Annotated in this window: 13 protein-coding genes; 6 read left to right on the top strand and 7 right to left on the bottom strand. The window is 33.5% G+C overall.

Annotated features, from left to right (window positions below):
* Positions 1 to 58: 58 nt before the first annotated feature.
* Entirely contained in the window at positions 59 to 1,930 is a 1,872-nt protein-coding gene (locus tag CN288_RS07390) for an LTA synthase family protein (RefSeq protein WP_098302040.1), read from the top strand.
* A gap of 152 nt (positions 1,931 to 2,082) precedes the next feature.
* Here the strand turns inward: CN288_RS07390 and CN288_RS07385 are convergent, their stop codons facing one another.
* On the bottom strand, positions 2,083 to 2,460 hold the full coding sequence (locus tag CN288_RS07385; RefSeq protein ID WP_090693865.1) for a hotdog fold thioesterase: 378 nt from the start codon (positions 2,458 to 2,460) through the stop codon (positions 2,083 to 2,085).
* 93 nt (positions 2,461 to 2,553) lie between these two features.
* Between CN288_RS07385 and CN288_RS07380 the strand changes: the two genes are divergently transcribed.
* The 5 genes from CN288_RS07380 (at position 2,554) to CN288_RS07360 (ending at position 8,169) form a co-directional block, all read left to right on the top strand.
* Positions 2,554 to 3,297, top strand: a complete 744-nt coding sequence (locus tag CN288_RS07380; RefSeq protein WP_098302039.1) for a DUF3298 and DUF4163 domain-containing protein — start codon at positions 2,554 to 2,556, stop codon at positions 3,295 to 3,297.
* Positions 3,298 to 3,347: 50 nt separating this feature from the next.
* Positions 3,348 to 3,944 (top strand): biotin transporter BioY, encoded by a 597-nt coding sequence (locus CN288_RS07375; RefSeq protein ID WP_098302038.1) that lies wholly within the window; start codon positions 3,348 to 3,350, stop codon positions 3,942 to 3,944.
* Positions 3,945 to 4,136: 192 nt separating this feature from the next.
* Positions 4,137 to 5,693, top strand: coding sequence for a murein biosynthesis integral membrane protein MurJ (murJ, locus tag CN288_RS07370; protein WP_026594243.1), 1,557 nt, complete (start codon positions 4,137 to 4,139; stop codon positions 5,691 to 5,693).
* Complete coding sequence (locus tag CN288_RS07365; protein ID WP_026594242.1) at positions 5,686 to 6,753, top strand: glycosyltransferase; 1,068 nt, start codon at positions 5,686 to 5,688, stop codon at positions 6,751 to 6,753. The genes murJ and CN288_RS07365 overlap by 8 nt, the downstream gene beginning before the upstream one ends.
* Before the next feature lie 12 nt (positions 6,754 to 6,765).
* Positions 6,766 to 8,169 carry an O-antigen ligase family protein gene (locus tag CN288_RS07360; RefSeq protein ID WP_098302037.1) on the top strand — a complete coding sequence of 468 codons (1,404 nt, stop codon included), beginning with the start codon at positions 6,766 to 6,768 and terminating at the stop codon, positions 8,167 to 8,169.
* Here the strand turns inward: CN288_RS07360 and CN288_RS07355 are convergent.
* From CN288_RS07355 to CN288_RS07330, 6 genes are all read right to left on the bottom strand, one after another.
* Positions 8,164 to 10,842, bottom strand: coding sequence for a YfhO family protein (locus CN288_RS07355; RefSeq protein WP_098302036.1), 2,679 nt, complete (start codon positions 10,840 to 10,842; stop codon positions 8,164 to 8,166). The two genes, CN288_RS07360 and CN288_RS07355, sit on opposite strands and share 6 nt — an antisense overlap.
* Before the next feature lie 92 nt (positions 10,843 to 10,934).
* Positions 10,935 to 11,357 carry a GtrA family protein gene (locus CN288_RS07350; RefSeq protein ID WP_026594239.1) on the bottom strand — a complete coding sequence of 141 codons (423 nt, stop codon included), beginning with the start codon at positions 11,355 to 11,357 and terminating at the stop codon, positions 10,935 to 10,937.
* Between the two features lie 12 nt (positions 11,358 to 11,369).
* Positions 11,370 to 12,377 carry a glycosyltransferase family 2 protein gene (locus CN288_RS07345; protein WP_026594238.1) on the bottom strand — a complete coding sequence of 336 codons (1,008 nt, stop codon included), beginning with the start codon at positions 12,375 to 12,377 and terminating at the stop codon, positions 11,370 to 11,372.
* A 140-nt stretch (positions 12,378 to 12,517) separates the two neighbouring features.
* Positions 12,518 to 13,408, bottom strand: a complete 891-nt coding sequence (gene galU, locus CN288_RS07340; protein WP_090693883.1) for a UTP--glucose-1-phosphate uridylyltransferase GalU — start codon at positions 13,406 to 13,408, stop codon at positions 12,518 to 12,520.
* Between the two features lie 389 nt (positions 13,409 to 13,797).
* Positions 13,798 to 14,196, bottom strand: coding sequence for a DUF2304 domain-containing protein (locus CN288_RS07335; RefSeq protein ID WP_026594236.1), 399 nt, complete (start codon positions 14,194 to 14,196; stop codon positions 13,798 to 13,800).
* Positions 14,193 to 14,909: a glycosyltransferase family 2 protein gene (locus CN288_RS07330; RefSeq protein ID WP_026594235.1), complete on the bottom strand. Its 717-nt coding sequence runs from the start codon at positions 14,907 to 14,909 to the stop codon at positions 14,193 to 14,195. Before CN288_RS07330 ends, CN288_RS07335 begins: the two co-directional genes overlap by 4 nt.
* Positions 14,910 to 14,919 lie beyond the last annotated feature (10 nt).

The raw sequence follows: 14,919 nt of genomic DNA, 5'->3' as shown, positions 1-14,919 counted from the left end.
GGGGCTTTTACAGAAGGTCTTTCCTACAACTTAGACGCATAGAAAAAGGGGTCTTTTTATGTCTAATTTATTATCGTTTTTTAAAAGATTTGCCTTAACAAAATTAGATTTTATTATTTTTACGGTTTTTTCATTTTGGAAACTCGTTCTCTTTTTTACCTCTCTATCCAATGAACCACAAGATATTGTCGTACGCTTAACGTTTTTCGAAATATTACTTGTACTGCCAATCATACATCTTTTCTCCAATAAATGGAGGATATTTAGCTTGTTTTTAATAGATATTGCGCTTAGCGTCCTATTACTTGCAAATGTGATCTATTATCGATACTTCCAAGATTTACTTTCCATCAGCCTTATTAAGCAATTTGGACAAGTATCTAGTTTAACAGATAGTATTTGGACATTATTTGAATGGAAAGATATTATCTATTTCGCTGACATACCTGTATTAATTGTTGTCTATATCATTATGAACAAATATAACTGGTTCTCCCGTTCGAAACAATTTGTCCGTCACCTTGTTGTGTTTTTAATGATTGTACTTCTCTTTTGCATTCCACTCCGCGAAAAGTATAAATATGTTGTGACGGCTGGAATTGCAGATGCACGTTTTTCAAATATGTGGGTGGCAGACCATCTAGGAATTATAAACTATCATATATTTGATATTTATAAGTACGTTAATAACATGGTCTTAAAAGAGGATATTTCGGACAAAAAAATAAATGAGTTAAAACAATGGTTCCATACTGAGAATGGGCAGGTTATACAGGGAGAGCATTTCGGAAAAGCAAAAGGACAAAACGTCATTCTATTTCAAGCTGAATCTCTCCAAAACTTCGTTGTCGATTTAAGTATTGCAGGGCAGGAGATTACTCCAAACTTAAATCGTTTGAAAAAAGAAAGCATATACTATCCAAATTTCTTTGATCAAACAGATCAGGGAAGAACCTCTGATGGGGAATTTACAACTTTAGTCTCTATGCATCCATCTCGCTTTAATGGAAGTATTTATTTTAACTTCGCAGATAATACATTTGAAGGTTTACCTTTTATTTTAAGTGAGCATGGATATTCAACACTTTCAGCGCACGGTTATGACGGTAATTTTTGGAACAGATCGTTCATGCATCGTAGCTTAGGGTTCGAACAATCTATGTTTTCTAAAGACTTTAAGCCTGCTGAGAATATTGGATGGGGAATATCAGATGTAGATTTCCTAAACCAGATGAAAGATGCGTTACCAACATTAGAACAACCATTTTTAAGCATGTTAATTACGCTATCAAATCATCATCCATATGACTTACCGCCGCACCATCGTGAATTAGAACTTGGAGATTTAGAAGGTTCCTTAATGGGGAATTATCTTCACTCTGTTCATTATTTAGATAAAGCACTTGGGGTTTTTATTGAAGGACTAAAAGCGAAAGGAATCTATGATTCTTCTATATTCGTAATTTATGGTGATCATGACGCTGGATTGCCACTAGAAGAATTAAATAAAATTGGATTAAACCAACAATTTGATCGTCAATTTGATAAAGTACCTTTCCTCATCCATAGTAGCGCACTAACAGAACAACAAGGTCTAGTTGATGAACAAGCCAGTGGTCACTTAGATATTTCACCAACATTATTATACTTATTGGGTATATCACAAAATGATCGCTATTTTTTAGGCAAGCCTTTATTTGACCAAAATACTGACAATCACTACGTTCCATTTCGAGATGGTTCCTTTGCCAAAGGAGATTATATTTTCTTAAATACAACTGGCTCCTTTACTCCAAAGAATGTTTGGAACTTTAAAAATGGAGAACAAGAAAATGGGTTGTCCAAGGAAAATTTTGATCAGGCTAATTTTAGGCTACACGTGTCTGACTTATTCCTAGAAGGAGACTTAATTCCCAAAATCAGAAAATAAAAAGGAACCATCCCATAGTGATGTATGAAGCAGGAAGGACATCCTTCTTACTTCATACACCACCCTAAAGAAGTTCCCCTCATTTTAATTTAGAAGCGTTCTCTTTTAATAGGGGACGCTTCTAATTGTATGACGATCAATTCGTCTATTCGCTATCTTTTTTCTTTAATAGCAACTGTACATCTTGAAATACAAAGCAGGTCATCATTTTCATCAATAATTCGTACATCCCAAACCATTGTTGTTTCTCCTTTATGGATCGGCGTACCGATTGCTGTTACGATTCCATCGCGTTTCGAGCGAATATGATTCGCATTAATTTCAAGTCCAAAACAAATACACTTTTCTTGATCAATTAAATTATACGCTCCTACGCTCGCTACAGTTTCTGCTAATGCAACTGATGCACCACCGTGCAAAAATCCCAACGGTTGATGTGTGCGTCCATCTACTGGCATAGTTGCTACCACTTTCTCTTCTGTCATTTCTAACAGCTCAATCCCAAGTGCATCCATTAATGTTTTCGGCATACTATTTCTCCCTTTTCCTTGTTTAAAAATGTATAATTTCCTCTATTTATTTTCAAACTATCCATAGTATTTATCTAAGGAGGTTCCATCTACATGAAAAACAAATTCTGTATTCTATTACTCTTAGTCTCCTTGCTCATTATTGTACCAAATTGTACGAAAGCAGCCCACCCTTCTAACTTGACAATCGATATAAAGACTGTCACGCAAAAAGGTAAGAAGCCTTATTTAGAGTATCAAATTAGCAGACCTTATTTTAGTAACTTTTACGATGAAAAATTTCAGAACAAATTGAATACATACTACAAAACAACAACAGATCGCTTTAAAACAACATTAGCAAAAGAAGCAAAAAAATATTATAAAGAGGCTCAGGAATCCAATGCACCTTTTCATCCATATGTTGTAAATGTCGATTATAAAGTGACATTGCAAAATTCTCCTTTATTAAGCTTATACATAAACTATTACCAATATACAGGCGGTGCACATGGTTTATATACGTGGAAAGCAAATACGTTTGATTTAAAAGAAAAGAAGATACTCAGTCTAGCTGATTTATTTCAAAAAGACAGTAACTATAAAGATATTATTCGTACAGAAATCATTAGACAAATTAAACAAAATGAAAGTATTTATTTTCCAGATGCTGCTGACAAAGTGATGAGTACAAAGAAATTCAACTACTTTTTAGAACCAGATAACCTTGTCATTTATTTCTCTTTATATGAAATCGCACCTTATTCAAGTGGAATCCCGCAATTTCGTATTCCATACACATTACTAAGGGATTCATTGAATCCTACTTATCAAAACATTTTGATTGACAATAGATAAACGAATTAGCTACGATAATGTTAACTGAACATCAACAGGAGGTTAACATTATGAAGCAATTACGCGTTTCGGATTTATCACTAGCAGCTATGTTTGTTGCGCTTATGGCAATTGGTGCGAATATCGTATCATGGGCACCCTTTTTACAAGTGGCTGGTGTTCCCCTTTCGATGCAACCATTCTTCGCAATTTTAGCGGGTCTTCTTCTCGGAAGCAGACTTGGGGCCTTATCTATGACTGTTTATATGCTTATTGGGGTTGCAGGAGCACCAATTTTCGCTAAATTCCAAGCTGGATTTGGCGCACTGTTAGATCCTACCGGTGGTTTTATTATCGCATTCATTATTGTTGCTTATGTAACAGGAAAACTAGTAGAACAAAGAGAAAAACCACAACTTGGGACATTTGCAATCGCATCTGCCACTGGAATTATCTTAACTTATATCATTGGTACAACTTATATGTATGCGGCTGTAAACTTCTGGATGGGCGGAAATATGAGTTACAAAGCGGCTTGGACGATTATGATGTGGTTTGCTGTTAAAGATATCATCTTTACAATTATCGGTGCTATCATTGCACCTCGTATATACTATGCGGTTCATAACTCTGTATATCAACGCAATTCTAGTTTCTCTCCAAAATAGAATACGTTGATCCTTAAACCATTTGAAGTAAATCATAAATTTAGAAAATAAGACACAAAAAGGATATCATCAAAATCGATGATATCCTTTTCTTTTAGAAACATCCTTGATTGCACTGATATAAATTTGATTTTTACATATAAATAAATTATGCTTGAAAAGAATTAAAATTGCATAAGGAATTGATTATAAATGGTAGGAACAGCCTCGCAAGACAAGGCAAAAAGATTTCTCATCGTAACATTATTTTTCACACTTGGGACAGCTTTAGGCAAACTACTTGGATTTGCAAAAGAAGTTACACTTGGAGCTTATTTCGGTACAAACTATGCTGTAGATGCATATGTGGTTGCTTTAAATATACCAACAATTGTATTCACTGGTATCACAGGCGCTTTTGCCTTCTCATTCATTCCTATTTTCATGGAACTAAAAGGCAAAGATCCTCTTAAAGCATATCGATTTATGAATAACTTTTTAAATATTATTTTACTCATTTTCTTTATTCCGCTTTTGCTCATTGAACTGCAACCACATTTTTTTATTAAAATGTTTGCACATGGTTTACCCGAGCAAACAGCAGTATTGTCAGCCTATTTGCTGCAAATTATTTTTCCAACTGTATTTTGTACATTTTTTATTGATATCTTCAATGCTTATTTAAACAGTTTACATAAATTTCGAATTACAAGTATACAATGGATTGTGTTAAATGGGATTACACTACTTATCTTTGTTTTGCTCGTACAATGGATTGGAATTTATGCACTTGCATTAGGTGTTATACTTGGAAATATTGTACAAACTATACTTGTCTACGTTGCTTCTAGACGCGAAGGATACCATTATAAATTTTTAATTGATTGGAAAGATCCTTCTTTAAAAAGGATGATGGCCTTAAGTATCCCTGCATTTATTACAAGTGTGTCTATTCAAATTAATTTACTCGTAGATCGAACGTTAGTTTCCGGACTGGAAGAAGGGTCTATTGCAGCTCTTAATTATTCTCAAAAGTTATATTTTATTCCACTTGGATTAATTGCTGCTCCTGTCTTAACTGTCATGTACCCAAAATTCGTTGAATATGTAAACCAGGAGAATTGGAAACCATTCATTCAGCTCATTGAAACGAATATTAAAGTACTGTTATTTTTATTTATCCCAGTCTGTGTTTATTTTACATTCTTTACTGAAGAAATTGTAAAAGTGATTTATAACTATGGTGCATTCGGAAAGGATTCTATTGAGCTAACAGCAACCGCACTACAATTTTATGCAGTCGCTGCTCTTATGCAACCTTTAAAAGATTTACTTGATCGCTTATTGTTTTCACTAAAACTGAATCGTTATATTATGTACGTATCTATCGTTTCTATGGTTGTAAATGTTATATTATGTATCGTACTCGTTCATTATATTGGTTTAGCAGGTGCTGCACTTTCAACCTCTATTGCATCAGTAAGTACAGTATTTCTGTTATTATGGATGTTGCAAAAGTATATGAAAGAGAAAGAACAGATAAATTTGCACTACACTCGCTTTTTATTGAAATGTACCGTTGCATCTTTTGTAAGTTTGTATGCTTCCAAACTACTGCTTCATTTCTCACATGATACAAAATTACTTATCTTATTAGCAATAACAGTCGGTGCTATCATTTACTTACTTATTACTTACATGTTAAGAGTAAAGGAGCTACAACAATTGCTATCGCTATTTTTAGGTAAAAGGAAGGATATAAATGAATAAAATTATGTACCTTTTGAATTATGTCGGGGATGGTGGGTCGGAAAAATATGTCCTCGATTTAATTCAATCTATTGATCCAAAACGTTGTGTTCTTGTATATTCTACTCCTGGCCCTTTCTTACATAAGTTTGAGAAATTAAACATACCCATATATCGTATAGAAATGCACCATCCTTTTGATATACAAGCTGCAAGAAAACTTAAAAAAATAATCGCAAAAGAACAAGTAGATATAGTTCACGCACAATTTTTACGTGAGAACTATATTGCAATTTTAGCAAAACTATTAGGAGCATCCATACGTGTCATCTGGACATATCATGTGGATGTTCCAATGGCACGTCCTTTAAGATGGTGCAATGCTTTTTTTACTCGTTACAATGACACGATTATTTGTATTTCACAGTTTATGAAACAACAGCTTCTTGAAAAAGGGGTTCAAAAGGATAAATTAAAAATGATTTACAATGGTTTAGAAGACCCTTATTCAAATGCATTACCCGCTCTTCATAAACCGATGAAAATCGCTGTAATTGGAAGGTTAAGCGAGGAAAAGGGGCAACCTTTTTTTATAAGAAGCTTACACAAGTTAAAAACACAATATCCGTCTTTACAATGGCAATGTAATATTATTGGAGACGGGCCACTAAAAAGTCAATTAGAAAACTTAATCACGACGTTACAATTAGATGATTCCGTTTCTTTATTAGGTTTTCAAGATAACATTATAAAAGAATACGAAGCACATGATATAATCGTGATTCCGTCAAAAAATGAAGGATTATCCTACGTTGCAATTGAGGCAATTGCCATGAAAAAACCCGTGATTGCGACAAATATTGGTGGGTTACCTGAAGTTATTGTTCCAAATCAATCGGGTATCTCTATACCATATGGAGATGAAGAACAATTAGCAACTGCACTAGCAAGATTATTACAAGATGAAAAGCTATACCATTCCTTGGCAGAATGCGGACGCGAATATTATTTACAAAACTTCACTTTCTCTAAAATGCTAACAGAAGTAAACAATATTTATCGCATACCATCATCATGTTAAAGGAGACTATATATGATACACCTTACTCGATTTCATTATATACTGCTCAGCATTTTCTTTGTTACATTAGGGTTGTTATTCCCATCACCTTATACCGGGCTATTCATTTCAGCTTTATTAGCAGTCTCTGCTTTCCGAGATGAAAAGCTCGGTATTGCTTATTTACTATTATTCATTCCGATGCGTCCTTTTCTTACAGCCTATAACGCTGGATTCAAATTGATCGGTTCTCTCATTATTCTCTCTTTGTTATGTAAATTGTTTTTACAATACCGACATAATATTTCAAAGCTATTTTCATTTCATTACTTTGAAATTGCATATTTTGTATTTTGTTTATTCGGATCTATTTTAGGAATAGTAAATGGCGTTTCCCTTACAGCGATTGTAATGCAGCTACATACCCTGTTACTATTTTACTTTGTATTCTATATTGTATCGCGGCTTTCTTTCCATCATGATGATTTGTTATTTTTTGCAAAAATAACTTTCATCGCTTCCATTATCATTTCAATACAAGGTTTAATTGAAAAACTCTCTCTACGAAGTATGTTGCTTCCAGAGGCATGGAAAGAACTCGTATTAGCCCCTACAAATAAAATACGTATATACGGGATGGCCGGCGGTCCAAATGAATTAGCACTTTATTTAATATTAGCATTTCTCATATCACTCTATTTATTGCGAGATGCTTCAACCAAAATGAAATATATCGTCTATATAGGACTCACGCTTATCGCAACGACGTTATTATTAACATATTCACGTGGCGCTTTTTTAACAGTGATGATATTTGTAGTTCTTTATATCATCGTTTATAGACGTATACCGTATTGGAAATCACTACTTTCCGTACTGCTAATATCATCCTTGTGTGCTGCAGGTATCTCTTCTGTGACGAATTATTTAGAAGGAGATGCTCTCGGAGCTAAACGTTTTTCAGAAGCTTTATCCGAAGAAACTGTTGAACTAAGTAAGCAAGATGGACGAATCTATTATGTGAAAAAAGCAGTAGAAATTTTCAAGGACAAACCGATTACAGGATATGGTTTCGGTACATTTGGTGATGCAGCTACTCAAACACATTCTTCACCAATTTATAAGCAGTACAATATTACATGGAATTTTTATTCGGATAACCAGTACATTCAGATCCTTGCTGAAACGGGCCTCATTGGAGTCATCCTATGCGCTATATTTGCATTTGGTTTTTTAAGGCTGTTTTGGGAATATAGAAAAGAAGCACCATTTGGTCCCCTCCTCTTATATTTATGCGTCGGCGCTATCGTCGGAAGTGCTTTTTATAATATCTTAGAGAATGGAATCTTTATGATATATTTCTTTCTCACAGCTGGATGTATATTGAAAAAGAAAGAGGACTACTGNNCAGTAGTCCTCTTTCTTTTTATATTATAATTTTTTCTGTTTTCTTGATAACACGAAACCAAGTAACAATGTAACAATTAAACTAATAGAAGAAACGATTGCTCCTATTACAAACCCTGGAGAAGTATATTTTAATTCAACTGTATGTGTTCCTTTTTCTAAATCTAATCCAAGGAACGCATCATTTAATTTCAGTAACTTCGTCTCTTTTCCATCTACAGTCGCCTTCCAGCCCTTATCGTATGGAATCGATAAGAATAAATAATCATCTTCTTTCACATCAATTTTTCCAGATACAGTACGACTTGTGTAGTTTGTTACGTCAAATGGCTGCTGTTTTAATTCATTCACTCGCTGATCCAATGCATCTACATCAAGCCCATAGAATAATTGTTGTTCTAGCTCAATAGACTGATGGTTTACTTTTACTTCAACTTCTACTTTTTCATTTTCAAAATATCCCAAATCAAGGATACCGTTATTCCAATAATAACGCGGATACTCTGTAAATTTCTTACCAAGAGATTTTCCATTTACATATACTTTTGTAACATCAGTTGGCTCTACACGTAATTTCGTATACAACTGTTGTTTACCTTTGACATCAAATACATATTTAATGCTAGCTGTTTTACCATCTTGTTGTTTTATCAATTCAATTGGCTTTTGTTTCGTCTGAGCTATTTTTTTCTTTTCAGCAGCTAATTCTTGCTTCGTTTTTTCCTTTTCTACAACCTCCAAGTTATTATATTCTACAGAACTTGGTTCAAGTGGTTTATAGTAGCTAATATCTTGCCCATTTAATTTGCCAATAAATTTATTTTGTTCTTCAAAGGAATTTACATAGTTAATTTTTTGAACCTTTAACTTATCTTTTCCTTTTATATCAAATTCCTCTTTATTTACCATGTACCCAAATGGAAGAGCATTTTTATTCTCATATACATAGTTCTTACCTACACGATCAATTTCGGACCATCCATACTTGTTAAGTGGTTCATCTGAAATCATATATTTCATTCCGAGCAATGCATCTGTAGAAATAATGCCTTTACCATTTTGTAAAATTAGAGCCTCTAAATAACCATAACCTAACTCCTGCATATATAAGTTTAAATGGCCGTTTGCTACGGAGTTAAAATGCGTCACACCTTTATACCCAAAACGCAATGCGTCATTCCATGTAACGCCTCGCGTCGTTTCCATGCGATAAAGTCCTTTATCCTTTTCAGCGACTTTTTGAATTGTTTCTTCATATCTTGGATATGGTGAAGCATACTCTTGACGATTAATATAACCGTACTCATACCCCATTAACTTAACCATATAGACTGTATTAAGTGCAACATCAAGTGATACCACGGCTACTAAAGCAAATGAGATTATTGCTTTATTTTTTTTCAAGCGTACTTTTGCAATTAACAATAATGCATATACAACAATAAAGAACACATTTGTAATAATTTTATTCGATTGTATATAGCTTGGAGCTAAATTCCCAAGTAATAACAGCATAACTAGGTTAAAAAGAACAACCTTTTTTAAAGCCGGTATTAACTCCTCTTCAAACACCATAAATGTTCGAACTGCAACCAAAATGAGCATGAAAGAGAAAGTGAATGAATAACGATATGGGAAGTTCGTTGGTGGTTCAAAACCGTGCCAAGCTATATTTAAAAATGGAATTTCAAACGATAGAACTAAAAATAGTAAAACTGCTCCATATACGATCTTTTCTTTTAAAGCAATTTTCTTTGTTATAAAGAATAATGGAAGCAATAATAGTGTTAAAACACCAGCGTAAACATTTGGCATACCATTTACTGTTGTATCGACTACTCCGTTAAAGAATCGTGTATAGAATTCTACAAGATCAAAATTAAATGCTGTAGAAAATGGTAGCTTTGCACGTTCCACAAAGTTACTCTTTAAGTCCATATATGTTGGTAAGGTAATAAAGGCAGACATCCCTGCTGCTAAACCTGTTCCCATACAGAACCAAACAAATCTTTGTATGAATAACTTTATATTTCGAACATCGTACAGCACACAAAAACGTGCTACAAAATAGATAAACGTAAATATCCCTACCATAACAGAGATATAAAAGTTTGTAATAAATGTAAGTGCTAAGCTAAACGTAAATAATCCATATTTCTTCTGTGTTAAAAGTTTTTCAACCCCTAACAAAATGAGAGGTAGTAAATAAATCCCGTCTAACCACATTACACAGAATGAATACACAGTTACAAATGACATTAATGCGTAAAAAGTTGAAAATAGTGTAATTGTGATTTCTCGGCGCTTCATCATATGACTTAAATAATACGTCATTGTTACACCAGCTAGTCCAACTTTTAATAACGTCATTAACATAATCGCTTCCGGAATATGTGCACGATCAAAAAAGAGAATTAAAATGGAAAATGGACTTGCTAAATAATAGGCAAATACACCAATAAAATTAAGGCCCATTCCACCTTCCCAACTATAAAATATGCTTTTTCCATCTTTGAAAACATCATATAAGTACGTGTAAAATTGTACATATTGTGTATGTAAATCAGTTACAAGGATTGATTTTGATCCAAATGGCGCCACACCAAGTAACATGAAAACTACACCATAAATAGAAAAAGGAAGTAAGAAAGCAAATGTATATAAAACCTTCTTTTTCTTAAACAAATCTAACAGTGCTTGCATTATACTCCTCCATAACATTCTTTGTTAATAATTTATTACAAAAATATATGTATAAAAAACAATAGCCGGCATAAAGCCAAGCCATTTGTTTTTTAAGCATTTTGACCATTTTCTACATCGGTCTTCTTTCTAAAAATAACATACTTACTTGCAAAATAATTAAAGACAACAACAATAATATTTGCAATAACTTTTGTAATTAAATCATTTATACCTAACCATTCAATAAATGCTATCATCGCAAAGAGATCTATAAAATACGATAGGATACGAAATCCCATAAAATAAAAGAACTCCTTCAACGCATGAGTCAAATTAGCTTGTTGACTATTGAAGACATATTTTTTGTTTGTAATATACGCAAACAATACAGCTACAATCCACGCAATCGTTGTTGCTATTTTATAGTCCATTCCAACTAAAGTTGCACAAATGAAATAAGTTACAATATTAATCAGTGTTGTTAAACCACCAAAAAATAAATAATTAAATATTTCCTTCGTTTTATTATTCACACTTATAATCCCCTAGTGATTGGATTTTACTTTACGATCTTCTACACTATATAATTTTGCCATCTTTTTATCGCCATCTATATTTGTTACTTTGTCATCGTTATATTCATCTACAAAATATAGTGGACGCTGTTTTGTTTCGTTAAAAATACGTCCTAAGTATTCACCAATAATACCAATGGAAATTAATTGTACGCCGCCGATGAATAGAATCGCCGTCATCATGGATGGATATCCACTTACCGACTCACCGTACATAAGCGTCTTAATAATGATCCAAAGCATGTAGACAAATGCTCCGAATGAAACAGTAAATCCCATGAATGATGCAAGACGGAGTGGAGCTGTTGTAAAGGATGTAATCCCTTCAATCGCAAGATCCATTAGTTTAAAATAATTCCACTTTGTTTCGCCTGCAGCACGTGGATCACGGTCAAATAAAATTTCTTTCTTATTATAACCAATCCAGCTAAACATTCCTTTTGTATAACGCTGTGTTTCGCGGATTTTCTTTAATGCTTCTACACAACGGCGATCTAATAAACGGAAATCTCCTGTATTTTCCTGAATAGGGATTCTTGTCGTTTTCTTTAATAAGCCATAAAATTTACCCGCTGTCCATTTTTTCGCCCATGACTCACCTGCACGAGAGCGTCGTTTAGCGTATATATCATCATAGCCTTCTTCCCAGTATTTAATCATTTCAGGAATAAGCTCAGGTGGATCCTGTAAATCTGCATCAATAATAATTACAGCATCACCCATTGCATGATCAAGACCTGCAATCATCGCTGTTTCTTTCCCAAAGTTTCGTGATAAATCCACATATGAAATGCGCTCATCGTGTTCTCTAAATTCTTTAATAATATCTAATGTACGATCTTTACTTCCATCATTCACAAATAAAATTTCAAATTTATAATTTGGAATTCCTTGAAATACACCTGTTAACCGACTATATAATTGATCTAATACTTCTTCTTCATTATATGCCGGCACTAAAATTGTAATGGTCTTCAAAGAAGGTACTCCTTTCTTTTTCAAGCTTTCTCATAAAGAATAATTTATAAGCACAGATTAGACATAGTAAACTGGAAGTTTGTCTTAGAATACCTCATTCTCCAATCCACTATGTCTAACCGTACATATTTATAAATGAACTAATTTTTTACAGCGTTTGTTTGTTCAGTTACAAGCTCTTGCATAATTTTTAGTAAATCCTCTTTTAGCTCATCATGCTGTAGGGCCATTTCAATTGTTGTTTGAATAAACCCAAGTTTTTCACCAACATCATAACGTTTGCCTTCAAAATCATATGCGAATACACGTTGAATCTCATTTAAACTTTGAATTGCATCTGTTAATTGAATTTCGCCACCAGCACCTACGTGTTGCTCTTCCAAGAAACGGAAGATTTCTGGTGTCAATATATAACGTCCCATAATTGCTAAGTTTGAAGGTGCTGTACCTTGAGCTGGTTTTTCAACGAATTGCTTTACTTGGTAGCGGCGTCCCTCTTTTTCTAATGGGTCGATAATACCGTAGCGATGCGTTTCATCTTCTGGAACAGTTTGTACGCCAATTACAGAAGAAAGTGTTTTTTCATACTCATCGATTAATTGCTTTAAGCAAGGCTTTTCTGCTTGTACAATATCATCTCCAAGTAATACAGCAAATGGTTCATCACCAATAAATTTACGAGCACACCATACTGCATGTCCTAAACCTTTTGGTTCCTTTTGGCGAATATAGTGAATGTCTACCATTTTAGAGGAAGCTTGTACTTTCTCAAGCAACTCGTATTTTTTCTTTTCTAATAAGTTTTGTTCTAATTCAAACGCATTATCAAAGTGATCTTCAATTGCACGTTTTCCTTTTCCTGTAACGATAATGATATCTTCAATACCAGCTGCTACAGCTTCTTCAACGATATATTGAATTGTTGGTTTATCAACAATTGGTAACATTTCCTTTGGCATTGCTTTTGTTGCTGGTAAAAAACGTGTTCCGAGACCAGCGGCTGGAATAATCGCTTTTCTAACTTTTTTCATGCTTATAACCTCTTTCTTTCGTTCTTGGTTTATATTCGCATTCATCCAAGTAGTATTTATTCTTCTTACTTTTCCCTGCCACATCATATTTATTGGATATATTTTGTTCTTATCCAAATACGCGCAAATTTCCACATTATATATCTAGTAATCTATGTGTCATATTACAAGCTTTACATGTTACTTTCTTCACTAACTGTAAAAAACACTCCGTACAAATTCTACATGATTGCCTCTTTATTCGTCAAGGTCACTTCATGCCCTCTATTTTACATTTGACACTTTATACATGTAATTGATAGTCAAACATTGTGTAACCAATTATGATTAACCATTAATAAAAAAAAGCCATTGATATATACATACTAACGGCTTTTTTCATTCGTTTATTATTCAATCGTTACTTTTTGTTTTTGTTCTTTATCGTTCATTGATTCAAGCTTTTTTTTCATGTTTTCATTTTCATACTGATAAATCGCAACAGTTTGTGTCAATTCTTTAACTCGAATAGAAGACCTTGATACAACTACAGTTAAGAAGAATAACACACATGTAACAAATATAAATCCTAAAAAGAAAAGCGCATTAATCGGCGTAGCAACCCCTAAAGCATGTGAAACAGCATCAATCGATTTAGGGAAAATCCCGATAATTAAAATACCAATTAATACACCATACCATGTTAGTACATATTTCAATTCTAATTTCTCTTTACGAACCAAGTTCGTAAAGATCATTAGTCCTACTATAACACCTAAAATAATTAAAATTTGAAGGCGAATTGTCACGAAACATTCTCCTTTCTCTTTGGTTTCAATCTATCAATTGTAATCGCAAGCGTTACTTTAATCATATAGTAGATTGCTTTGTAATTTACAATTGAAGATGTCCCTCCAATTCGTTCTCGCATAAGCACAGGAACTTCTTCTACTTGATAATTGTTTCTTAATACAGACACGATACTCTCTGGTTCTGGATAATCTTTCGGATAATATTCACAAAACTCATTAATGATCTTTTGATTCACCATTCTAAATCCAGAAGTCGCATCTGTAATTTGTTTTCCGGATACAATTTTAATTAGCTTTTCAAAGAAACGAATTCCTAATCTTCTTGTGAAAGAAGATTGAAAACCCTCTTTATTAATAAATCGTGAACCGATAACCATATCAACCTGCTTCTCCTCCATCGCCTGAAGAAGATCCCCTAAATATGCTGCATCATGTTGACCATCACCATCAAATTGTACAGCGATATCATATCCATAACGCTGGGCATATTTATATCCAGTCTGCATACCTCCACCAATTCCTAAGTTAATTGGCAAACTTACATAGTTAAAATTATTATCTTTACAGATTTGCTCAGTATCATCTTTTGAACAATCGTTAATGATAACATAATCAAAGTCTGGAGCATTCTTTTTTATATCCTCTACAACGTGTATTAAGTTTGTCGATTCATTGTAGGCAGGAATAATAATAAGCTTTTTTTTAAACAACGGGAATTCC

This window comes from Bacillus sp. AFS023182 (genome assembly GCF_002560575.1).
Classification (GTDB): Bacteria; Bacillota; Bacilli; order Bacillales; family Bacillaceae_G; genus Bacillus_A; species Bacillus_A arachidis.
The sequence above is the reverse complement of the archived record's forward strand: the minus strand, read 5'-3'. Positions and strand labels throughout refer to the sequence as shown.

Bases quoted from the DNA above. Each gene is read 5' to 3' on its own strand.
- CN288_RS07385 (WP_090693865.1), bottom strand. From the start codon at position 2,460: ATGCCGAAAACATTAATGGATGCACTTGGGATTGAGCTGTTAGAAATG.
- CN288_RS07365 (WP_026594242.1), top strand. From the start codon at position 5,686: ATGAATAAAATTATGTACCTTTTGAATTATGTCGGGGATGGTGGGTCG.
- CN288_RS07375 (WP_098302038.1), top strand. From the start codon at position 3,348: ATGAAGCAATTACGCGTTTCGGATTTATCACTAGCAGCTATGTTTGTT.
- galU (WP_090693883.1), bottom strand. From the start codon at position 13,408: ATGAAAAAAGTTAGAAAAGCGATTATTCCAGCCGCTGGTCTCGGAACA.
- CN288_RS07355 (WP_098302036.1), bottom strand. From the start codon at position 10,842: ATGCAAGCACTGTTAGATTTGTTTAAGAAAAAGAAGGTTTTATATACA.
- CN288_RS07390 (WP_098302040.1), top strand. From the start codon at position 59: ATGTCTAATTTATTATCGTTTTTTAAAAGATTTGCCTTAACAAAATTA.
- CN288_RS07380 (WP_098302039.1), top strand. From the start codon at position 2,554: ATGAAAAACAAATTCTGTATTCTATTACTCTTAGTCTCCTTGCTCATT.
- murJ (WP_026594243.1), top strand. From the start codon at position 4,137: ATGGTAGGAACAGCCTCGCAAGACAAGGCAAAAAGATTTCTCATCGTA.